A 23076-nucleotide genomic window follows, 5' to 3' on the forward strand; every position below is an offset into this window, starting at 1 on the left:
CATAATGCTATTGTAGGGGGGAAATTGCTAATTTTGAGAGAGAGGAAAATATGAAAGTTTCTGTTATTGGTACTGGGTATGTGGGATTAGTCAGCGGGACTTGTTTTGCTGAAATCGGACACGATGTAACTTGTATCGACATCGATCCAAAAAAGATCGAAATGCTAAAAGCACATAAATCGCCAATCTATGAACCAGGTTTAACAGAACTTCTGGAAAGAAATATTAAAGCGGGCAGACTTCATTTCTCAACAGGGTATGAATCTGTGGCGGAAGCTCAATCAATCTTCCTGGCCGTTGGAACGCCATCTGCAGACGACGGAAGAGCTGACCTTAAGTATCTTCGTGCAGCTGCTGAAGCGGTGGCAAAGAATTTAACTGACGGAGCAATCGTTGTTATTAAATCAACAGTTCCAGTTGGGACATCTGTTGAAATCAGAAAGCTAATCGCAGAAAAAACGACAAAAAAATTCCACCTGGTTAACAACCCTGAGTTCCTAAAAGAAGGATCAGCGGTAGAAGACTTTATGCGCCCTGACCGCGTTATCATCGGTCACCAGGACGCTGGAGCGATGAAAGTAATGGAAGAGCTTTATGCTCCTCTTGTCCGCCAAGGTAACCCGATCTACGGAATGAGCAACCTTTCAGCTGAAATGAGCAAGTACGCAGCGAACTGTTTCCTTGCTACTAAGATTTCTTTCATCAACGAAATTGCCCGCCTTTGTGATTTAACAAATGCAGATATCGAAGAAGTAAGAAAGGGGATTTCATCAGATAAGAGAATTGGTGGACACTTCCTATACCCAGGTCCAGGTTACGGTGGATCGTGTTTCCCTAAAGACGTAAAAGCTCTAGTGGCAACAGCTGAAGACTACGGAATGGATTTAAAAATCATCAACGCAACTGAAGAAGTTAACGATGAACAAAAATCTTATGTCTTCTCAAAAGTAAAAAAACATTACGGTGACAACCTGACAGGTAAAGTCTTCACGTTCTGGGGTGTAGCTTTCAAAGCAAACACTGATGACGTTCGCGAGACAGCGGCGATTGCGATGGCAAGAAAGTTAATCGGAGCTGGTGCTACAATTAACATTTTCGATCCAGTAGCGACTGAAAACTACCTACATGAAATGAGTCAGTATAAAGAATGTGAAGGCAAGATTAAGGCCTTCGATAACAAGTATGATGCTCTTAAAGGATCTGACGCTTTAATCACTGTAACAGAGTGGAGAGAGTTTACGACTCCTGATTTCTCTGAAATTAAAACGAAGCTTAACAAACCAGTTATTTTTGACGGAAGAAACTTATACGACACTAAAAAAGTTCAGGCAGAAGGATTTACTTACTACGCAATTGGGAAATTCATTAAATGAAAATCGCAGTACTCCAGTTAACATCTGTTCTTGATTATAAAACGAACCTTGAGACAATCAGAGGCCTTTTAAAAGAGGCTAAAGCTCAAGGGGCCGAAGCATTCTTTATGCCGGAAGTTTTCTATTCAATGAGTGATGGAATCACTCCTACACCTTATTTAGTTGAAGAGGGCAACGAGCACTATAAAGAAATCCAGAAACTCTCGACGGATTTCGGGATGGCGCAGATTGGTGGTTCGGCCGCAACTTTACTAAACGGTAAAGTGGTTAACCGCGCTTACAACTTTGATAAAAATGGTAAAGACCTTGGTCACTACGACAAGATCAATCTTTTTGCTTGTGATCTTCCAGATAAGAAGATTTCAGAAGCAAAAAACTACACTGCTGGCTCTGATTATAAAGTCGTTGATGTAAACGCCGTTAAAGTAGGTCTGGGGATCTGTTTTGATATGCGCTTTTCAGAGATGGCCCTTCACTATAGAAAAGAAGGAGCGAGCATTATCACTTACCCTGCCGCTTTTACAGTGCCGACGGGAAGAGCTCATTGGCATACACTTCTTCGCGCCCGCGCGATTGAGAATCAGTGTTTTGTCATTGCGGCTGCTCAGTGGGGACATCACAACGATAGGATGCAAACTTATGGTCACTCGTTAGTTGTTGACCCGTGGGGAGATATTCTTATGGATCTTCAAGAAGGTGTGAAAGTAGGAGTGGTAGAACTTGATTTCCCGAAGATTGAACTCATCAGGAAATCAGTCTTAATGAATCGTCCTTATTAATCGACTTTGCAATCTAAAACACTAAGCGAATAAGCGGCCACTTTCATAGTGGCCTTTTTATTTTCTTTCATCGCTTTTTGCAGGCAAGGTGCGAACTTTTCTTCAGCGAAGTAGGCAGCTGCAAGCTCGACTAATTCCAATCTGTAGACCTTTTTAGGAGTCATCAGCATCTTGGCAATATGAGCTTTGATTTCTATTGTTTTTTCTTCACGTTTCCCAGCTTCCTGGGCAAGTGTGAAAGAGGACATCAGAAGTGTTAAAAGAAGGATTGATGTTTTCATTATCTTGGCTCCAGTGGTTTGTACATTCTCATTGTTTCATTCGCCATATCCATTTTCTCTTGTTCAGAAAGATAGATGCTGTCGCGAGGAAGGTAAGGATCAGAGCTTGAGAAAGATAAAGCTGATCTCTCCATCTGAGCTGCGTTTTCCGGGAAAGGAAAAGCTGTCACAACCGAGCCACGAGCTGTGTTCTTTGACATCTTATTGTCCCACTCCTCAACTGTTACCGGTTTATCAAAAAGAGAAGGATCGATAACCATTTTTTGTGTCTCACCTTTAGCATTTTTAACATACACGATAGGTGCTACGTGGAAGTTCCACTGGATAAGTGGCTCTGTTCCTGGAACATAGAGATCACCCTTGATCCAGACTTTATCAACGCGCACACCTTCTTCTTCAAAACGTCTTGCCATTAAGTGAGCACGGGCATAACAACCGTCTGGCTTATATTTCCAGGCAATGTCATCCATCTTTTGTGCTTTCTTAAAAAGCTCACTCGCTCTGTCCATCGTAATGGTTTGTTCAACAGTTCTATCTGGGTGAATGTTCTTTTTGATGCGGTCAAGATTTTTTGCCGCTTCAGCATTTAGGAAAACACCTTGATAAATACATCCTAATTCAGGTGCTTTTTTTGGATCGACAAAAGTCCCGACTAGGTTTCCATTTCCGATAACCTGAATGAACTCGGCCAGCTCAAGATCGCCAAGTTTTTTAAGCACTTTCTTTTTGCCTTCAACCAAATCGTTTAATGCTTTGTTGTCTTTACAAACATTTTTGTAGTAAACGATGGCCTGCTCAAAATTGGGATCTTTATATGTCACAACTTTATCGCGGTCTTGCCCAAGTGATTGAGGAACGCTCGCTTTGATGTAATCGCCGTACATCGGAAGCTTCTTATAGTCATAAGGCATATCTACTAATGGTGTTTGCGAATTTGGAGATGTGATTTTTTTAATCGTTGTAGTTGGACCGATTCCATCTTTTTCATCTAGCAAGTGAATCGTTCCCGGGATCATTGAATTTGGAGCAGAGTCATAAAGCATTGTCGCTTGGTATGTCTTCCCGTCAATCGTTACTGGATCACATTTAAAGCTTCCGCATTTAATCTGGTAACCCATTTGGCGCTGATAATCTCTTTCTTGATTTGTCAGCTCTCTGGTTTCACCGCGCTCACATGAAACTTCCTGGCCATTAAAAAGTTGAACCTTGTATGACTTTTCGTTGTAGGCCCTGTCGAGTTCTGCTTTCGCTTCTTCTCTGTCGTACATGTAGGCCTGGACAATAGACTTATATTGAGAAGAGCCTTTCGTCTTTAATGAATTATCAGAGCGGTTTTCTGGGTTGGTGAAAAAAGCATCAATGAGCATGACACTTTCATTGTACTTAGTGCTTAGGTCGTTAGGTTTTCCAAAAGCGCCTGTACCACCATAACCTCCCATCATTCCACCACCCATACCCATTCCCATTCCTGGAGATGTCGTTGGAGCAGCGTAGAGAGTTTTTCCATCGGCCACGACATTTTCAATCGTAGCGAATGACGGTGCATTTTCTTTATCTCTACTAAGGGCCGTGAAACCAAATGGATTGTTTTTAACCAGCACTGGTTTGTCGCCATTAGGACAAACGTAAACTTTGACTTCTTTATCGAGATTACATTTTACAGATGATTGATTGTTGGCAAGTTTAACCGTTATTTGTGGATAATCATCAGGATTGAGTTTCGTTGTTCCCATGCCCCCAGGAAACCCACCAGTCATTCCACCGAATATGCCACCACCAGGGTAATTGAAAGAGTCTTTTTGAGAGCCTTGTTGCTGCTGTTGCCCTGGATACTGATTGTATTGATCCAAGTCTTGCACCTGAGCGAAGACTGTCGATTGCATCAAAGCAAGCGAAAGAAGAAGTAGATTAATTTTCACATAGACCCCCAATTAGGGGTCTTATCGGCCAAACAAAACGCAAATGTGACAAATTAATGTCTGAGAGATTTGATCGACTTTTTAACGATGTCTGGCTTGAGCCAAATTGCTGCTAAGACTCCGATAGAACATCCAAGGATGATATCAATCGCACGCCAATAAGCTAAGTGATGAGTGGCCGTTGATTGAGGAGCGGCAATTTCCAGGAAAAAAAGAATCATGGCCGCGATATAGATGTTACCAACCCAATAATTTTGAGAAAGGCCTAATGGCATTAAAAATGAGCAGATAAACACAAAAGAGATAAGCAGAAGCTGGTTGTGGGCATAACTTAAAATGACCGAAGCGATGACGACACCTAAAATTGTTCCCAGAACTCGCTGGGCACTTTTGTAAATACTTTGATAGCTGTCTGGAAGAATCACGATAAGCGCAGTCCCCACAATCCAGTTTGCATGAGCGAATTCAAAAACCTGAGCAAGGATATACCCAAGAGTTGAAAAGACAGCGCATACTAAAGGGAATTTGATCCCGCGGTTATGAGCAATAATCTTTTTTACTGTCGCTCTCTTACTTTCCGTTAATTTAGTCTCATGTTTTGTAACCTTAAAAATGACATAGGCCCAAAATAAGTAATTGAGAAAAGCGATACTTGAATAAAGAAGAAGTGAGGTAAGTTTCAGCTTAATAACAACTTCTGCTGAAGCCGTTAAGAATTGAAGCGTGATAAAAAGCATCATGCGTTCAAGTTCAATTCCATAATCTTTTGATTTCCCCAGAAGAAAACTCAAAATGAAAAGAATGATGGCGACAGTGTAGAGGCTACCAACAGAAGCTGCGCCAACAGCTAAACTGATCATCAAGAGAATAAACGTGACGACCAGGTGGCGGGTGCGAACAAAAAAACTATCGAAGTGATCATTTAAGTAAAAAACCAGACCCATAAGTGAGCCGAACATCGAAACAAAAAGTTCGTGGTTAAAATGTCCAATGATGAGTGGAGTGGTGATGGCCAGCGCAGAAAGAAGCATCTTAAAGAGCGGTGTTGGCTCAGGATTGATACGAAGTGTGTTTTCGACGTGTTCTTTAAATGGCATAGCTACTCTGTTTTAAAAAGGTAGTAGGTTCTCGGCCCTTTCAGAGAATTGAAACGTTGGGTTGGTCTGATTCAGACTCTCTCCACTGATCACTTTCTTATAAAGCTCCAGATAACTTAGAGCATGTTTATTCACATTAAAATTGTCTTCGACATACTTTCTGATTTTATCTGGATCAAAAGTTTTTGAATGATCTTCGCGAACAAATTTTTCCAATTCGTTATAGTTGTGAGCGATAAAACCAACATCTTTAGTGATAAGTTCAGGAAGGCTTCCGTAAGGAGAACCAATCACAGGCAGACCTTGTGACATCGCTTCAATAACAGCGATTCCAAATGGCTCTGGCCAACGAACCGGAAAAACCATGAAGTCGCAGTTTCTAATAATGTCCATTTTTTTATCGCCGCCAACAACTCCGTGGTTGTGGACATAACGAGACAGCCCCCACCAACGTCCACCTGCAACGTGCAAGTGTCTGCCAGTGCTTCTTGCTGCCTTAACGGAGTCTTTTAAGTTCTTCACTCGCCAGGAAGCTTTGGCCAGGAAGAGAAAATCATTCCAGGCCCGTTTCTTTTTTGGTTGGTATGGGTATTCGGCCAGATCGATTGCATTGTGAACGAATTGAGTTGAACCGTGAACTTCAGCATGTCTCTTAGAAACAAAAACAGAGTTCTTATCGAAAATCTCTCCCGGTTGACCATTACCGTGAACAGTAATGATTGTCGGAATGTTTCCAGGAACGCGGTAGTTGTAGCTTAAGTGAATGATGTCGGCGTCCTGTGGGATTTGTGTCGTCCACTCTTTTCCTTCCATTTTCATAGGGATGAGTTCGATGCCGTATTCTTTAACTTTAGAATCGGGGTGTCCGATTAAAACGACTTTATGGCCCAGGCGAGCAAGCTCTACCATGTGCCAGAAAAGAATGCGCTCAATTCCGCCATAACCAATAACCGGAAGAACGCCTGAGTGAGAGAAAACTATTTTCATAAAGGTCCTAGATTTTTTTACCAAGTTGCAGCTCGTGAAGCTTAGAGTACTTCAAAAGAGCGTAGAGAGAGTTGATACAGCAGATAATGAAACCGTATCGGCCATCTAAAAATCCACCCTTGATAAAATAGTCGCGGAAGAATTTAAAGACAGGTCTCGTGACAATTTTAAAGACACTTGAGCGCTTGCCTTGTTTAAAAGCAGCGTAAGCGGCAATTGTCGTGAACTTATTTGTTTGAGTCACGTGAGCAGTGATTGAATCATAACTGTAGTGGAGAAGATCGCCGTTTAAAAAACCGGTTCCTTCGTTCACTGTCATTTGAAGAATATCGTGTGGGTTTTCTCCACCCCAACGAGCTTTGCCTTTTTTAATCAGGCGAAGTTTTGTATCAGGGTACCAACCGCAGTGGCGAACCCAGTGACCGTTGTAATTGGTTAAGCGGTTAAAGCGGTAGCCATTCATGTTGAAATTCTTTTTGACCATCTTGATTTGAGTAAGAAGTTCTGGAGAAAGGGCTTCATCGGCATCGAGAGAAAGAACGTAATCGTGAGACGAGTGATCTAAAGCAAAGTTCTTTTGTTCAATGTGGCCGGCAAATGGATTTTTAATAAAACGGGCACCAAGGCGGGTAGCGATTTCTTCAGTTTTATCTGTAGAGAATGAATCCACTACCAGGACTTCATCGGCGATTTCTTTAACCGAAGTGATGCAACGTTCAATGTTGTTCTCTTCGTTGTAAGTTATGATGGCCACTGTTAATTTATTCATTCTTTGGTACCTAAATGCGAAAACTTTCAAACATTCTGTTAGTTAAAAACCGTGCTTTAGGCGACTCCGTTATGGGGCTTAGCTCGGTTGCTTACACTCGTGCATTATACCCCAAGGCTAACATCATTTACGCTGTTCCTCAATGGGTGGCGCCGCTTTATAAGAATGTTGAAACAGCGGCAGATTCTATTTACCCGCTCTCGCTAAAGTCGTTAAAAGATTTCTTTAAAACTTACCAAGACCTGAGAAAACTAAAAATCGATCACATTCATGAAATGCACCAGTCGGGAAGAGGAGCTAAGGCGTTTAAGCTGATAGCTTTTTTAATGGGGATTAAATACACCGCCCATAACCATCATTTAAAAGAAGGTGGTGAGGTTCTTGATCAGGGCGTGATTAAGCCACTTATTCAAAGAGACCTTGATGGTGTGTATTCTTTTTTAGGTGATAAAGAGATTCCAAAATTTTTGGATTACTCACCGAAGATGACCGTCCTTAATTCCAACGCTAAAAAAGCGAGAATTATTTTTGGAGTGGTGGCGACCAGATTGACGAAAATGTGGCCTTTGGAGAATTATATCGCTTTGGCGAAACTGATGGCCTTAGCTTTTCCTGAATTTGAAGTAGTCATACCACTTTCTAAAAGCGTGGATGATGAAAGAATTAAAAACGAACTAGAAGCTTTAGGTCTTCCCTCAAATACAGCTATCGTTCATATTCCCTTGGCTGAGCTCCCAAAATTTTTTGAGGAGTCGGCTTTTTACATTGGAAATGATACAGGCCTAAAACATATCGCGGTTGCGGTTGATTTAAAGAGCTTCACGCTTTTTGGACCAGAGCCTGCCAATGAATGGCATCCATACGATTCTAAAAAGCATCCTTATTTTTATGTGGAAGAGCTGGCATGCAGAACCAGAGTGCACCACTACTGTGGTCTTTCCGTCTGTGATTTAAAAGATGAGTACATGCAATGTTTGAAACTGTTTACGCCGGAGAAAGTGATGGGGTCCATCACAACTACATGTAAGGATTTTCTCCACTCTCGTGATCTGTAATATCGACCACGTCAGTGATTTCCGGAAAATTTTGTTTCACCAGAGTTTGAATCCCTTGCTTAAGAGTGGCATTAGAGCTTGAACATCCCTGACATCCACCTTGAAGGCGAAGGAAAAGAACGTTGTTGTCGAGGTCGACGATTTCCACGTTACCACCGTGAGCAGCGAGTGCCGGGCGAACTTGTTCATCAAATAAATTTTCTAGTTTTCTGATCATATTAATATCTTCCTCTAATCAATTCTAACTGAGAAACGGCTGAATATATAGCATGTTCTACTCTAAGAATGCTAGACGATATCTTGACACTTTTAAAGCCTGCCTGATGAAAACGCTCTATGTCTTCAGGGATAAAACCTCTTTCCGGACCGATAGCTAAGGTGATGGCAGTATCAAAGTTAATACTCTCTTTTAAATCAAGGAAGTTCTCTTTTCCTGAAAGATCAAGAATGAACTTTTGAGGCTCGTTTTTATAGTGATCTGCTGGGTTATATTTATCGACCTTAACACCAGGAAGTTCACCATAGATTGCCGACTGAGAAAGTCCTGCAAGCAGGTATTCTTCGCACTCATGGGGGTCAAAAACTTTTGAGTCCAGGTAGCTTTTCTCAGAGAGAGCGGCCTTAAAAAAATGGATATTTTTAGCGCCAAAAGTAGTGGCGTGTTCGAGAACCTTTTTGCTGGTTTGCGGTCTGGAAATTCCCACTACCAAGTTAAACCATTGCGAGTGAGCTTTTGTCAGAGGAGAGAGCTCGAGGATGCATTTGTCTTTTGCCAGCTCAATGATTTTACCTTGGCAAAGGCCTTGTCCTAAAACTGTACACTTAAATGTGTCTCCTGCCTTCGCTTTAAGTGTCTCGTGCATATGCGCGAGGACTTTTGGATCGGCAATGACCCCGTCAGTGTTTTTTAGGATTAATGAATTCATGCATGACTAAATCTCATCAGTGATTGAGACCGTCAAGTCAGATTCGATAGGGGAAATCCCTTCGTTTAAGGCACCCTGGATTTCAAGGGCATTTTCCACAAATTCCCTTTGGTTTACACGCTGGGGCCCCGGGACATTGTAGTTAGTGATAGCAATAAAAAGGACTGAAGCTGTCGCGCAACCGCTCACGGCCCAGGTAACCCAATTGCTAAATAGGCGAGGCTTCTTGCTCTTTTCAAGCTTCTCAAAAAAAGCTGAATCAAAGTTAGACGATGGAGTGACATCCATTTTCTTCTTTAGTGCATCTTTTAATTGATTGCTCATTTTGAGCCTCCTAATTTAGTTTTCATTCCTAATTTCGCACGGTGGACCAGGTTTTTTACGGCCTGGGGAGATTTATTTAAAACACTTCCCATTTCTTCAAAGCTTAAGTCATCATTCATCCACAACAAAAGAGCTTCTCTTTGAGTGAGAGGAAGCGTGCCAATTACATTGTTAATCTCTTCTTTGGTAGATTCATTCACCATCTTTTCTAAAACTGATTCATCCTGGTCGGTGAATTCAGTTTCTATATCTTCAAAGCTCTGGTCCCTTTTAAGTGGGTTCTTATCAAGAGCATCGAGATTGGTATTTTTACAAATGGTCCACAACCATGTTCGGAATGTTTTTTGTGGATCATAATTTTTTTTGTAGCGATAGACCTTTAAAAAGGTATCGTGAACAATTTCTTCCGCACGGGCCTGGTTAAAAGTGTATCCATAACTAAATCTAATTAAGGACTCTTTGTATTTATGGTAAAGGCGCTCGAACGCAACCTGATCATCGTGATCAGCAAACATCTGCATTAACTGGTTGTCGGACATAATGCCTTTTGTGGCCCTGGCAGTTTCCATTCACCTATAATACGCAAATATTGCCCAAAAGTTTCGTGAAACTTTTATGAAATGCTAGCGTAAAATGGTTAAGAGAACAAAAACGGAGGTTCTAACATGACGATTTCATTAGGGGTGCTAAGAAACGCTATTTTTACCCTGGTCCTTTTAATGGGAAGCGCTGTGACTTTTGCGGCCGATGACCAGGTAAAAGAAGACGTCGCTAAGTTTTCTAAAGAGTGCTCAAAATTCCGTGAAGACCACATTCAGGAAATGCGTGATTTGCACGTTAAACATATTAACGAAATGTATGACCGCAAACTGGCCAATGTAAGAGAGCTTGAAGAGCTTTATAAACAATTAAAGCCGGGTGATAAAACTCACAACAAAGCTTTACGTGAACAGATTAAAGAGAAACAAGACTCTTTCAAAAAAGAAGAAGAGAAAAACAGAAAAGAGTTTAAAGAAAATGTCCTGAAGAAAAAGAATAAAGAATTTCAGGAAGCTATGAAAACTCGTATGAAAGAAATGAAATCAAAATACAAAGATTAGAAGTTCGTTTGGAGTCACGTCCATAATCTTCCTAGGTTGGGGATAAGGGGCATGAGGTAGCATTGAATGATGCCATTTCATGAAACTTATCCCCGCTTTATTTTCACCCTCATGTTTTACACTACTGACTGCCCCTGTCGCTTCCGGAAAAACCAGGATGGTGGTGGAGTTTTATCGCGAAGAAGATTTTAAGATCGTTTATCTTTCTCCCTTGCGGGCCCTCGCCAATGAAGTCCATTCCAATTTAGAAAAGGCCGGTGAAAAACATATCTTTCTCGCTGGTGGTGAAACACCGCTGGAGGATTGTTTAAAAGGGTTTATTAAAGCGAAGAAGAGTTTTCTGGTCTCAACGATGGAGCTTTTGAGTGAAGAGTTCCTCGAAGAATTATTTGAGCTTGAAGAGAAAGTTATTTTTGTCATTGATGAGTTTCATTTGTTTTATTATTGGGGGCAAGGTTTTCGTCCTGTACTTCATGACCGCTTCCTCGCCATTTTGAATTGTTGCTTTCCCATGCTGGCCGTCACCGCGACGATGGATCAGGAAGTGATGGCGGGATTAAAAAAAGACCTGGAGTATTATCAGGACTTCTGGATTCACATCGATTACGGCAATCATGCTCTCCATAGAAAACCTGAAAAGCAGCTGAGCTTTTATGGGATGAAGCCGGCCTATATACAAAAAGCTTTTTGGAGAGAGTTAAGACAGAAAGAGAGTGAGCACATTTTTCTTTATTTCTGTGCTTACCGCTCACAGGTGGATGAGCTCACCGACCGGGCAAAGCGTTTGGGGTTTAAGGCCTTGGGCTGTGTCGGTGGAGAAGTGGAGTCCTTTTTAGAAAATGTAGAAGAGAATAAAGGCGAGATTGATTGCATCTTTTCGACGACAACTTTAAGCCACGGAGTGAATCTTCCGGAGATAAAAAAAGTTTTTATTGATTATGAAGTGAAGAATTACGACTTCTGGCTGCAGATGATTGGCCGGGGAGGAAGAAGGGGGAGTGGTTACGAAGTCTATACAACTGATCGTTTTCATACGACTAAAAAAGAAAGACTAAAGCATAAAGCAAAAATCGTTTTGGGAGACCTTCTGGGAATTGAAATCTAGGAGACAAACATTTTCTCCTTCAGGTAAGATGGGAGGATGCAAACCAAAGTTGAAGGGCTGGTCCTTTCGAAAATTCCCTACGATGAACGCCACATTATCGCTCATCTTCTGCTTAGGACAGGACGAAAAATTTCCGTGGTCTTTTACGGTGGACGCGGCGGTGGGAAAAAACAAAAGTCTTCGATCATCGAACTTGGTTTCATGCTTTCCGTAGAACTTTCTCAAGCAAAAAATCATTCTGATATTTATCATGCTAAAGAGTGGAACTTGATCTGGCATCACGATCTGATTCGTTCTAACCACAGTGCTTTTTACCTGATGTGCTTTTTCTTAGAAGTGATCAACCGCATCTCTCCGACGGAGAACCTGCATGATGTGCATGAAGAAAACACGGAGATGGTAGGGCTTTTTACATCGCTAAGTAATGCTTTGGTGCACCTGGAAAAGTCTCTTAAAGAGAATTCATTTTATATTCACTCGCACGCCGTCATCTTTTTAACCAAGACCTTGCTTCACTTGGGAGTTTTTCCAGAGCGCGAGCACTGCACGTTGTGTGGCATTGAGCTGGGTGGATTCAATGATATGTACTTGCTTTCAGAAGAAGGGGGCTTCTCTTGTCCTCCTTGCATGAATCAGAGGAAGTCTTACTCTGTGCAATCAGGGCGCGAGCTTTGGGAAATTGTCGGGCACATCGCCCACACAAAATACTCCGAACTTCATGGGCTTAAGCTGGAATACAAATCACTTCCTAAAATGCTCTTCCACTATTTTTGTTTCCAATTCCATTTTGAAGAGAAAGATTTTAAGACCGCTCCTATGGTATTTTAGCCTCTTATGGGCTAATCTGGGGCATGATTAAAAAACTTATCCAGCAGCTATGGCCTTACATTAAGCCATATAAATCTATGGCCCTTGCGGCCTTTTTATTATCATTCGTTCTAGCGGCCCTAACGGGAGCGCAAGTAAAACTTATCAAGCCTATTTTTGATAGCGGTCTATCGGGATCAGCGACACTTCAGGAAGTTCTCACTCTTTCAGGTCTGTTACTGCTTTTGGGTGTGATTAACTTCCCGGCAAGATACTTTCACTTTTACTGGATGAGATACGTTGGCGAAAAAATGAACTCAGACATGAGATCAACTCTTTTTGCTAAACTTCAAAGATTGCCGACAAGTTTTTACAACCAAAATAAACAAGGCCGCATGCTTTCAACTGTTCTTAACGACGCTGAGATTTTCGCGCAATCGTTTAGAGCTTTGATTGATATTATCAGAGAGCCGGTAAAGGCACTGGTTTACCTTGGTCTTGCGATTTACAGTGACTGGCAATTAACTCTGGTTATTTTAGTTGTTGGTCCGCTTTTTGTTATGATTTTCCAGATTAGCGGAAAGAAGATTAAAGCGAATCAAGGTCAGGTTCAGGAAGGGCGAGCTGAATTAACTCACAATTTAGCTGAGGGGCTTTCAAGCCATAAAGTGACCAAAGCTTTTAACCTGCAAAAATTCGTGATGGAACGTTACGAGAGATCACAGGACTATTATTTTAAATTTCAAATGAAGACGACGAAAGTCGAAGAGATTGCTCACCCGTTTGTTGAACTTATCGGGGCGATTGCCTTTTCTCTGGTTATCGTTTTTGCTTACTACAGAATTAAATCAGGTGCGATGACTGTCGGGGATTTTATCCAGTTCGTAGCAGCTCTTGCCCTTTTAATGGATCCAATCAGAAAATACTCTCAGGCCAACGTAAAACTTGGGCAAGGTTTAGCAGCTGCAGATCGCATTAACCAGATTCTTGATCTGGAAGAGGAAGTTGATAAAGGGACTTACGATATTAAATCGTTTAACGATGAAATCGCAGTTAATAACGTGACGTTTGGTTACGGTGAAGCTGATGTTCTGAAAGATTTTTCTCTCAAAGTAAAAAAAGGTCAGAAGATCGCTCTTGTTGGTTTATCGGGTTCTGGAAAGTCGACATTGATTAACCTTCTTCTTGGTCTTTACCCGCTTTCACAAGGCTCAATCACGATTGATGGAAGACCTCTTTCTGAGATTAAACTTAAAGAATTAAGAAAACGTTTTGGATTAGTGTCTCAGGATATTTTCCTTTTCCACGACACGATTAGAGAGAACTTAACAATCGGTGGAACATTCAGCGATGAAGAAATCCAGCGTGCCCTTGAAGTTTCTTACGCTTCAGAGTTTGTGAATAAACTTCCTCAAGGTCTAAATACAGTTGTAGGAGATAGAGGTGCCAAACTCTCAGGCGGACAACAGCAGCGTTTAACGATTGCCCGTGCTTTCTTGCAGAACACTGACATTCTTTTATTCGATGAAGCGACCAGTGCCCTTGATAACGAATCAGAGAAAGTTGTTCAAAGAGCACTTGAATCTATTGCTGGTAATAAAACAGTTATTGCTGTTGCTCACAGGCTTTCAACGATTCAGGACTACGACCGCATTTTCGTTTTAAAAGACGGGCGTTTAGTTGAAGAGGGAACTCATAACGAACTGATGTCAAACAACAGTGAGTACAAAAAACTTTACGAGCTTTCTTTAAAGGCTTAAGTTCGAAGGATTTTTAAGGCCCCTCTGAATTTACTCATAAATTCAAAAGGCGATTTGGTTTTGACTGCGCTTCTGAAAATGTAGCGCGGTCTGAAATAAAACTTGCGGTAGGCGTACTTGTGCAGCTCTACCAGCCTCTTCATCGGCACATACTCTTCCCAGTGATCCACTTTAAAATCTTTGGTCGGGTTCATGGCAAACTTCTGCCATCTTCCGCCTTCAATTAGCCCTTTGGCCACGGCCTGGTCATAGGCTTCAGTGTGTGGATAAAGAGTCATAATATTAAACTGAGCATAGTCCGGGTCTAAGTCGACCAGGAACTGAATGTTCTTGATGATGTCGGCCTCTGATCTTTCATGAGGAAGTCCTATCATATAATCGGCCACAGAAATAATTCCGAGCTCTCGGCACCAGCGGAAAGCATTCTGGACTTTTTCGATGTTACAGCCTTTCTTTAAAACTTTAAGTCCTTCATCACTTCCGGTTTCCACTCCAAAAGAGATTAAGCGGCATCCATTTTTCTTGGCGATGGCCAGGGCCTCTTTAGTAAGCGAATTTACGCGTCCTCTAAAATCCCATGTGATCTTAAGTTCTCTGCGCTCAAACTCTTCACAGATTTCAATAAGACGTTTTGGAGTGATGTTAAAGAGATCGTCGTAGAAATGGAATTCGTCGTAACCAAGCTTTAAGCACTCTTCGATTTCATCAGCGATAAGTTTTGGGCTTCTCGCGCGGTATTTTTTATAAGGCACATTACAGAAAGTGCAGAGGTAAGGGCATCCACGGCTGCTGATAATAGTCGCCAGGTTGCTACTCACGCCCAAGATACTGCTGTATTTGATGTGTTTAATGAATTTTCGATTGGGAATGGGAATGGTGTCGACATCATCGACATACGCAGGATTGACGATCACAGAGTTTAGGAAGCGATTGTCTTTTTTGGGTTCTTCTGCACGCTTGATTGATTCTTTAGTGTACACACCAAGAATGTGCTCAATGGATTCTTTCTTTTCCAGGCAATTAACTAAATCAGTAAAGGCCTTTTCACCTTCGCCCACGACAATGGAGTCGATATTGGGCATGGCCGCTGCTTCGTTTGGATACGAAATCGCATGGTGCCCGCCAAGGCAAATGTGGCAATTAGGAAAATGAGCCTTCACATTTTCTGCGACCATTTTTATGTCGACTAAAGAAATCGTGAAGCTGGTCATTCCTAAAACATCAGGTTGAATGATTTTTAATCTTTCAATAAGAGCGTTGTGATCCACTTGTTCGGCCACGCAATCGATGAAGTGAAGATTGTGGCCGGTGGTGTTTTTTTCTAAGTATGACAGAACATAGAGAGCACCCAGAGGAGGAAAATAACCATAGTCGTCAGCTTCTAAAAAACTGTCGCCTTTTTCGTCGGGAAATTCGACGATGGTGTTTTTATCCGGCGGGTTGATAATAACTATATTCATAAAAAGCATTATAACATAAACTAATTTTACGTGAGAAAAATGAGGGAAAAAGAGCGCCATGATTTCGCTGGGGATTATCTGTTATCAGGGACATTCATCATCTGCCGCATTGGTAAAAGATGGCAAGACCTTAGGAGCGGTCTCTGAAGAACGTTTTTCCCGCAAGAAATTCGACGACGCTTTTCCCGAAAAATCCATTGAGTACCTGACCACAGAACTTGGCATTTCTTTCGAAGAGATTGATCACATTGCTATTGGCTGGTCTCCGCGCTTAACTATCCTGGGCCAGTTAAAAAGTTTACACAAAAAATCACTGCGTTTTTTTCTGGAAAAAAGAGAAGGCGCTAAAAAACGTTCGCGCTTTAATAAGTTTTTTCTTATCGCTAACCTTAAAAATGAAATTAGAAAACGCTATCAGTTTAAAGGTGAAATCTCATTTATTGATCACCACCTTGCCCATGCGGTGTCGGCCTATGTGCAGACTGAAAGACAGGATGGCATTTGTATGGTGGCCGATGGGATGGGGGAGTTTGCTTCCACCAGTCTGTTTGAATTTAAAGGGTCCAATACACGAAAAATTTACGAAGACCATTTCCCGCATTCATTGGGAGTCCTTTATTCGAGTGCGACGCAGTTTTTAGGTTTTACTCCAGATAGCGATGAATTTAAAGTGATGGGGCTTGCCGCTTATTCGCAGAGTGCGCGTTTTAACGAACGCTTTAAAGAGCTTTATCGTTTCAATGACAATCATTTTGAGTTAAACCTCAAGTATTTTGAAATTCATAAAAAAGGAAATCAGTTTTTCTCTGAAGCCTTTTACGAACTTTTTCCGGACGTGAATACGGAAAATGACAGAATGGATTTTGCTCGCTCGCTACAAGATCATTTGAACTTTATTGTGCTCGGGATTTTAGAAAAGAATAAATCATTTTTTCATTCAGATTCTTTTTCTGCTTCAGGTGGAGTGTTTCTCAACTGCTTATTGAATCAGAAAATTGCAGAGAGTTCACTTTTTAAAAGTTATACATTTTTTCCAGTGGCCGATGACAATGGGACAGCTCTTGGAGCTGCTCAGTGGGTGCAGATGCAAGCTGGTGTGAAAATGGAAAAGGTGGAACATCTTTTTCTAGGGCCTGCTATCGGGGAGATTAAAACCAGTTCATTTAAAAATCTTAACTATAAAAAAATCTCCCATACCAGCGAAGTGGCCGAGCTTCTGGCAAAGGGGAAAGTCATCGCATGGATGCAGGGAAGGATGGAATTTGGTCATCGCTCGCTTGGAAACCGTAGTATTTTAGGGGACCCTCGCGATAAAAAGATGAAAGATATTATCAATGAAAAAGTAAAGTTCCGTGAGCCTTACAGGCCTTTTGCCCCTAGTTTTCCAGAAGGAGAAGTGCAGAATTTTTATCAGACAGATAAAAATTCTTACCCTTTTATGATTGAAACTTTAAATGCAAAGGAGATAACAAAAGAGCTTGCTCCCGCTATTGTGCATGAGGATGGAACCTCCCGTGTGCAAACAGTTTCTTCAAAATATAATCCGGAATTTTTTGAGCTTCTTAGGGAGTTTTACAAACTGACGGATTGCCCGATTCTACTTAATACATCCTTTAATATTAATGGAATGCCCATTGTGCTTTCAGTAGATGATGCCGTGGATTGTTTTATGAAAACAGAAATGGATTATCTAGTAATTAAGGATTATTTGCTTTGGAAATAAAAGATTTTTTAAAAAAATATGCATCTAGTCTAATAATCTTATTTTTTATCGGACTACTTTTTTATATTCAAATCTGGATGGTTTCGTATGCTGATTACCCTTATCAGGATGAATATCATTCAATTTTGCAGGCACTTGGAAAAGGAACATATCCCAATAATCTTCACGTCAGGTTTCTTTCGCTTTTTACTCTGATTTCGAGAAATTTTTATGACGTATTTTATATGAATTTTATTCTCTCGGGCTTTTGCCTCTGTCTTCTTTTTTTCCTTTATCACAGGAAAAGAAATATTTCATTGGCGACTAACATTTTTGTTACATCAACATTAGCACTTTGTTCATTGCATATTACCTTGTCGAGGAAAATGCATTTTTGGGCGATTGCTTTTTATTTTCTGATTCTGCTTATGGCGGATCGTTTTGAAGGTAGAGCTCGAGGAATTTTTCTTTTTCTTAGTTTAGGAGTTTTAGGGTTTTTTAGAATGGAATTTGCTTTTGCTGCAGCTTTAGCGCTATCGCTTTCTTTGGGGATTCCCAAGACAAAAAAGCAAAAGATAATATCTTTCTTTATTTTTTCATTGGGAGGAATTGCTGCAGCGTTTTTGATTTATCAATACGTTGGAGGGATGAAACCTCTGCTTTCTATTAGCCTGGCAACTGACACTCATCCTCAATCTTACGGTCCGCTTGAGCGTTTATGGAATTTGATTTCCATCTTCGTTTTTAATATTTTTCAATATGGAAAGTATGTAGTCTATACGCTTTGGCGTGTTTTGTTGGACTCTTATTTTACCATGATGAATGCTTTTCTTTTGCTGCTTTTCATTCAAAAATCTTTTAAAGAAAAAGGACAGAATTACTGGAGAGAAGTTAGGGATAATCAGCTTTTTTATTATGTAGCGATGGTGCCTTTGCTAGCGGTTAGAAATCTTGATTCTTACATAATCATGTTTTATGTTTTGATGCTGAGTCTATTAGCCTTTATGCTCGATACTAGAGGTCACAGATGGATTTCCAAAGCGATTATTGGATTATGCTTAATGGCCTTCTTGTTCGATCGCCCAAATTATGCAGATGGTGTTTCAGTCAATTTCCCTTCAATTCGTGCTTATAATGGACTTATTAACAAGCCAATGCATGATTTGATCCAATCTCTTCCCAAAGTAGATTATGAAAACCGTTTCCGTATTCTTTCATATGAGAGAATTGGAGAGGTATTGGGTCATGAAGGCCTAGAGTTTTACCTTTATTTTCAATTAAAGGACGCCTGCTCAAATGGGGAGATTCCTTTTGACATAGTGCTCATTCAAGACAGTTGGGAATATGATCCTAATATCAAAATAATTAAAAAATGTGTTTTGCCAGCACTTGCATCTATGAAACGCTATACTTTTGCCCCTGGCTATGACCTTTTTCTTAGCCAAAGACTTCAAAACATCGCACCGCGCACATTTGGGAACTAACTAAGCTGTGCTTTCATTAACTAAAGCAAAAATTTTAATTACAAAAAACCCAATAAAAAGTAATCTTTCAGAGTCAAAATTTGGAAATTTCAGCCTGGAGAATTAGCCGTGTCTAATGAAAGCAATTTAAAATCAATGAGTGATTTAGTGGCCCTGTGTAAGCAACGTGGATTTATTTTTCAATCATCAGAAATTTATGGTGGATTGAACTCATGTTGGGATATGGGTCCTTACGGAGTTGAGTTAAAAAATAACTTAAAGAACCGTTGGTGGAAAGCAATGACTCTTCGTCAAGATGTCGTAGGTGTTGATGCTTCAATTCTTATGCACCCGACAGTTTGGAAAGCTTCAGGACACGTTGATGGTTTCTCTGACCCGATGGTAGACTGTAAAGTTTGTAAAGAAAGATTCAGAGCGGACAACATCGACATGACTAAACCATGTCCGAAGTGTGGATCAAAAGATTCATACACAGACGTTCGTCAATTCAACTTAATGTTCAAAACTCAAATGGGAGCGATGGAAGATACGTCTTCTATGGTTTACCTAAGACCAGAAACGGCTCAAGGGATTTTCGTAAACTTCCTTAACGTTCAAACAACAATGAGAAAAAAACTTCCATTCGGTATTGCTCAAATTGGTAAAGCATTCAGAAACGAAATCACTCCAGGGAACTTCATTTTCAGAACTCGCGAGTTCGAACAAATGGAAATGCAATATTTCGTAAAACCAGGAACACAAAAAGAGTCAATGGAAGCTTGGAAAGAAATCCGTTGGAAGTGGCACCTTGAAAACGGTCTGCGTGCAGAGAAGATCAAGTGGGCACCACACGGACCAGACTCACTTGCTCACTACGCTGACGCTGCTACAGATATCGAATACGAATTCCCGATGGGATGGGGAGAGATGGAAGGGATCCACTCTCGTACTGACTTCGACTTAAAACAACACCAGGAATACTCTGGGAAGAACATGAACTACGTTGATCAGGTGAACAACGAAAAATATCTTCCATACGTAATCGAGACTTCGGTTGGTGCGGATAGATGTTTACTAGCGATTATGTGTGATGCTTACAGATTAGAAAACGAAGGTGATGCGGACAAGGAAAGATCAGTAATGAAATTCCACCCAGCACTTTCTCCAATTAAAACAGCAATTCTTCCGCTTTCTAAAAAATCAGAGCTGGAAGAAGTCTCGACAAAGCTATTCGAAGATATCGGTGGCGTTTATAAATCAGAATACGATGTAGCGGGTACAATTGGAAAACGTTACAGACGTCAGGATGAAATCGGAACTCCATTCTGTATTACAGTGGATTTCGATACGTTAAACGATCATGCCGTTACAGTTCGCGACCGCGATACAATGGTTCAGGAAAGAATCGCGATTGCTAACGTACAAAATTATTTAAAAGATAAATTTAAATTTTAGTTTAAGGCCTCAATTAATCGAGGCCTTTTTAACAACAAGGGAAAGTATGACAAAACAATGGGTGTATCTCTTTAGCGCAGAAAAGACCGAAGGGAACAAAGACATGAAGGATCTTCTTGGAGGAAAAGGTGCCAACCTTGCCGAGATGTGTTCTTTAAAACTTGCCGTTCCTCCAGGATTCACAGTTACGACGGAAGCCTGTCTGGACTATGAAAAAAATAACAAGGCAATCAACCAGGACGTAAAAGCTCAGGTGTTGAAGGCCATTGCAGAAGTTGAAAAACTTACTGGTAAAAAATTCGGTGACAATGCCAATCCACTTCTTTTCTCTGTTCGTTCAGGGGCCCGCGCTTCAATGCCAGGGATGATGGACACAGTTTTAAACCTTGGTCTTAACGATCAATCGGTTTTAGGTTTAGCCAAACTAACAAACAACGAAAGATTTGCATGGGACTCTTACAGACGTTTCATTCAGATGTATGCCAACGTTGTTATGGATTTCAATATCTCGCTTCTTGAAGCGACGATGGAAGATTTAAAAGAAGCTCGTGGAGTTCACGATGATACTCAGCTTTCAGCGGGGGATCTAAAAGAGCTTGTTACAGTTTTCAAAAAAATCATCCTTGAAGAATCAGGGGAGTCTTTCCCAACTGATCCAATGGAGCAATTATGGTTAGCTGTCGCTGCAGTATTTAACTCTTGGGGAAATCCAAGAGCTGTTAAGTACCGCGAGATTTACGATATCCCACATAACTGGGGAACAGCTGTAAACGTTCAATCAATGGTATTTGGTAACATGGGAGATGACTGTGCTACTGGGGTGTGCTTTACTCGCGACCCATCGACTGGAGAAGCAAAGTTCTTCGGTGAGTACCTAATCAATGCTCAAGGTGAAGACGTTGTAGCAGGGATCAGAACTCCTCAGCCGATTAACAATTTCTCTAAAAACGACTCGAACAAAAACTTCAAAACTTTAGAAGAAGCTATGCCAAAAGCATTTGCTGAACTAACTGAAGTTTACAAAAAACTTGAAGGTCACTACAAAGACATGCAGGACATCGAGTTTACAATTGAAAACAAAAAACTTTATATCCTTCAGACAAGAAACGGAAAGAGAACAGCAGCTGCTGGAATCAAGATTGCCGTTGATCTTGTAAGCGAAGGAATCTTAACAAAACAAGAGGCTCTTCTTCGTGTAAACGCTGAAGACCTAAACCAACTTCTTCACCCTCGTCTGGACCCGAAAGCTACTAAGAAAATGATCGCTAAAGGTCTTCCAGCGTCTCCAGGTGCTGGAGCTGGTATTATTGCTTTTTCTTCTGAGCGCGCTCACACGCTTGCAGAAGAAGGGAAAAAAGTTATCCTGGTTCGCCAGGAAACATCTCCAGAAGACATCGCAGGTATGGTTGCTTCTCAAGGGATTCTGACGGCACGTGGAGGGATGACTTCTCACGCGGCGGTAGTTGCCCGCGGAATGGGGAAGCCATGTGTAGCAGGATGTTCAGCTCTTATGATCGATTACGCTGCTGGTACATTAACAGTTGACGGGAAACGCTACAAAGAAGGCGATTCACTGACAATCGATGGTGGAACAGGGGAAGTTATCGAAGGAATCGTGCCAACGATTGATGCTGCGATTACAGCTGACTTCGCCACTTTCATGCAATGGTCTGATGAATTCAGAAAACTTGGTGTAAGAACAAATGCTGACACTCCTGAAGATTCAAAAGTAGCAGTGAAGTTCGGAGCCGAAGGGATTGGTCTATGCCGTACAGAGCACATGTTCTTTGAAAAAGACAGAATCCTTGCTGTTCGCGAGATGATTTTCGCCAACACACTTGAAGATAGAAAAAAAGCGCTGGCAAAAATTCTTCCTTTCCAAAGAGAAGACTTTGTTGGAATTTTCTCTGCCCTTAATGGTCTTCCGGTTAACATCCGTTTACTAGATCCACCTCTTCACGAGTTCCTGCCTCACACAACTGAGGAGAAAAAAGAACTTGCTGACAGTCTTGGTCTTGATATGAAGACGATTGAACACAGAGGCGAGCAGCTTCATGAGTTCAACCCGATGCTAGGACACAGAGGATGCCGTTTAGGGATTACATTCCCGGAAATTTACCGCATGCAAGTTCAGGCCATTGCTGAAGCAGCAGTGATCTGTACAGAAAAAGGAATGACTGTTCTTCCTGAGATCATGATTCCTCTTGTGGCCGTTGAAGGTGAATTAACAATCCTTAAAGAAGACGCTATCAATGAAGTTGAGCGAGTATTTAAAGAAAAAGGAAAGAAAGTTAAGTACAAAGTTGGAACAATGATCGAACTTCCAAGGGCCGCGATCATGGGTGGACAAATTGCTAAGCATGCTGAGTTCTTCTCGTTTGGTACAAACGACCTAACTCAGACGACGTTTGGTCTGTCTCGTGACGACGCAGGTAAGTTCCTTCCTGAGTACGTTAATAAGACACTCGTACCAACAGATCCGTTTGTTTCAATCGATCAAGAAGGTGTAGGTTTCTTAATGAAACACGCCGTAACTGAAGGAAGAAAAACAAACCCTGATATGCACTTTGGTATTTGTGGAGAGCATGGTGGAGAGCCGAAATCAATTGAGTTCTGTCACAAGATTGGACTTGATTACGTTTCTTGTTCACCTTACCGTGTTCCAATCGCTCGTCTGGCCGCTGCACAAGCAGCAATCAAGAACACAAAATAGT

At 41.3% G+C, this 23076-nt stretch carries 21 protein-coding genes; 11 read left to right on the top strand and 10 right to left on the bottom strand.

Features of this window, described 5'->3' with window-relative positions:
- The first annotated feature begins 50 nt into the window (after positions 1 to 50).
- A complete protein-coding gene (locus AC6JA8_RS02195) occupies positions 51 to 1373 on the top strand; it encodes a UDP-glucose dehydrogenase family protein (RefSeq protein ID WP_497975571.1) in 1323 nt (440 codons plus the stop codon).
- Complete coding sequence (locus AC6JA8_RS02200; protein WP_497975572.1) at positions 1370 to 2152, top strand: carbon-nitrogen hydrolase family protein; 783 nt, start codon at positions 1370 to 1372, stop codon at positions 2150 to 2152. The genes AC6JA8_RS02195 and AC6JA8_RS02200 overlap by 4 nt, the downstream gene beginning before the upstream one ends.
- Here AC6JA8_RS02200 and AC6JA8_RS02205 read toward each other — a convergent pair.
- Genes AC6JA8_RS02205 through AC6JA8_RS02225 form a run of 5 tightly spaced genes read right to left on the bottom strand, consistent with a single transcriptional unit; the run spans position 2149 to position 7205 of the window.
- Positions 2149 to 2433 (bottom strand): hypothetical protein, encoded by a 285-nt coding sequence (locus tag AC6JA8_RS02205; RefSeq protein WP_497975573.1) that lies wholly within the window; start codon positions 2431 to 2433, stop codon positions 2149 to 2151. The genes AC6JA8_RS02200 and AC6JA8_RS02205 overlap by 4 nt on opposite strands.
- The gene (locus AC6JA8_RS02210) at positions 2433 to 4352 is read right to left on the bottom strand and encodes a protein-glutamine glutaminase family protein (protein WP_497975574.1); all 1920 of its coding nucleotides are present in this window, start codon (positions 4350 to 4352) and stop codon (positions 2433 to 2435) included. The genes AC6JA8_RS02205 and AC6JA8_RS02210 overlap by 1 nt, the downstream gene beginning before the upstream one ends.
- A gap of 53 nt (positions 4353 to 4405) precedes the next feature.
- Complete coding sequence (locus tag AC6JA8_RS02215; RefSeq protein WP_497975575.1) at positions 4406 to 5449, bottom strand: FUSC family protein; 1044 nt, start codon at positions 5447 to 5449, stop codon at positions 4406 to 4408.
- A gap of 12 nt (positions 5450 to 5461) precedes the next feature.
- Positions 5462 to 6436 (bottom strand): glycosyltransferase, encoded by a 975-nt coding sequence (locus tag AC6JA8_RS02220; protein ID WP_497975576.1) that lies wholly within the window; start codon positions 6434 to 6436, stop codon positions 5462 to 5464.
- A 7-nt stretch (positions 6437 to 6443) separates the two neighbouring features.
- Positions 6444 to 7205 carry a glycosyltransferase family 2 protein gene (locus AC6JA8_RS02225; RefSeq protein WP_497975577.1) on the bottom strand — a complete coding sequence of 254 codons (762 nt, stop codon included), beginning with the start codon at positions 7203 to 7205 and terminating at the stop codon, positions 6444 to 6446.
- Between the two features lie 14 nt (positions 7206 to 7219).
- Between AC6JA8_RS02225 and AC6JA8_RS02230 the strand changes: the two genes are divergently transcribed.
- Positions 7220 to 8260, top strand: a complete 1041-nt coding sequence (locus AC6JA8_RS02230; RefSeq protein WP_497975578.1) for a glycosyltransferase family 9 protein — start codon at positions 7220 to 7222, stop codon at positions 8258 to 8260.
- On the opposite strand, the gene AC6JA8_RS02235 is transcribed toward AC6JA8_RS02230, so the two are convergent.
- Genes AC6JA8_RS02235 through AC6JA8_RS02250 form a run of 4 tightly spaced genes read right to left on the bottom strand, consistent with a single transcriptional unit; the run spans position 8223 to position 10079 of the window.
- Positions 8223 to 8477: a NifU family protein gene (locus AC6JA8_RS02235; RefSeq protein ID WP_102242240.1), complete on the bottom strand. Its 255-nt coding sequence runs from the start codon at positions 8475 to 8477 to the stop codon at positions 8223 to 8225. The two genes, AC6JA8_RS02230 and AC6JA8_RS02235, sit on opposite strands and share 38 nt — an antisense overlap.
- A gap of 1 nt (position 8478) precedes the next feature.
- On the bottom strand, positions 8479 to 9186 hold the full coding sequence (locus AC6JA8_RS02240) for an RsmE family RNA methyltransferase (protein ID WP_497975579.1): 708 nt from the start codon (positions 9184 to 9186) through the stop codon (positions 8479 to 8481).
- Between the two features lie 6 nt (positions 9187 to 9192).
- Entirely contained in the window at positions 9193 to 9510 is a 318-nt protein-coding gene (locus AC6JA8_RS02245; RefSeq protein ID WP_497975580.1) for a hypothetical protein, read from the bottom strand.
- Entirely contained in the window at positions 9507 to 10079 is a 573-nt protein-coding gene (locus tag AC6JA8_RS02250; protein ID WP_142410139.1) for an RNA polymerase sigma factor, read from the bottom strand. Before AC6JA8_RS02250 ends, AC6JA8_RS02245 begins: the two co-directional genes overlap by 4 nt.
- Before the next feature lie 96 nt (positions 10080 to 10175).
- Here AC6JA8_RS02250 and AC6JA8_RS02255 point away from each other — a divergent pair, with 96 nt between their 5' ends.
- From AC6JA8_RS02255 to AC6JA8_RS02270, 4 genes are all read left to right on the top strand, one after another.
- Positions 10176 to 10610 carry a hypothetical protein gene (locus AC6JA8_RS02255; protein ID WP_497975581.1) on the top strand — a complete coding sequence of 145 codons (435 nt, stop codon included), beginning with the start codon at positions 10176 to 10178 and terminating at the stop codon, positions 10608 to 10610.
- A gap of 79 nt (positions 10611 to 10689) precedes the next feature.
- Complete coding sequence (locus tag AC6JA8_RS02260) at positions 10690 to 11715, top strand: DEAD/DEAH box helicase (RefSeq protein WP_497975582.1); 1026 nt, start codon at positions 10690 to 10692, stop codon at positions 11713 to 11715.
- A gap of 36 nt (positions 11716 to 11751) precedes the next feature.
- The gene (gene recO / locus AC6JA8_RS02265; protein ID WP_102242246.1) at positions 11752 to 12543 is read left to right on the top strand and encodes a DNA repair protein RecO; all 792 of its coding nucleotides are present in this window, start codon (positions 11752 to 11754) and stop codon (positions 12541 to 12543) included.
- Positions 12544 to 12566: 23 nt separating this feature from the next.
- Positions 12567 to 14282, top strand: a complete 1716-nt coding sequence (locus tag AC6JA8_RS02270; RefSeq protein ID WP_497975583.1) for an ABC transporter ATP-binding protein — start codon at positions 12567 to 12569, stop codon at positions 14280 to 14282.
- Here the strand turns inward: AC6JA8_RS02270 and AC6JA8_RS02275 are convergent.
- Complete coding sequence (locus tag AC6JA8_RS02275) at positions 14279 to 15742, bottom strand: B12-binding domain-containing radical SAM protein (protein WP_497975584.1); 1464 nt, start codon at positions 15740 to 15742, stop codon at positions 14279 to 14281. The two genes, AC6JA8_RS02270 and AC6JA8_RS02275, sit on opposite strands and share 4 nt — an antisense overlap.
- 58 nt (positions 15743 to 15800) lie before the next feature.
- Between AC6JA8_RS02275 and AC6JA8_RS02280 the strand changes: the two genes are divergently transcribed.
- From AC6JA8_RS02280 to ppdK, 4 genes are all read left to right on the top strand, one after another.
- The gene (locus AC6JA8_RS02280) at positions 15801 to 17465 is read left to right on the top strand and encodes a carbamoyltransferase family protein (protein WP_497975585.1); all 1665 of its coding nucleotides are present in this window, start codon (positions 15801 to 15803) and stop codon (positions 17463 to 17465) included.
- Entirely contained in the window at positions 17456 to 18928 is a 1473-nt protein-coding gene (locus AC6JA8_RS02285; RefSeq protein ID WP_497975586.1) for a hypothetical protein, read from the top strand. Before AC6JA8_RS02280 ends, AC6JA8_RS02285 begins: the two co-directional genes overlap by 10 nt.
- A gap of 135 nt (positions 18929 to 19063) precedes the next feature.
- Positions 19064 to 20362, top strand: a complete 1299-nt coding sequence (locus AC6JA8_RS02290; protein WP_102245435.1) for a glycine--tRNA ligase — start codon at positions 19064 to 19066, stop codon at positions 20360 to 20362.
- Between the two features lie 46 nt (positions 20363 to 20408).
- The gene (gene ppdK / locus AC6JA8_RS02295) at positions 20409 to 23075 is read left to right on the top strand and encodes a pyruvate, phosphate dikinase (RefSeq protein ID WP_497975587.1); all 2667 of its coding nucleotides are present in this window, start codon (positions 20409 to 20411) and stop codon (positions 23073 to 23075) included.
- The last annotated feature ends 1 nt before the right edge of the window (position 23076 follow it).

The organism is Bacteriovorax sp. HI3 (assembly GCF_059738875.1).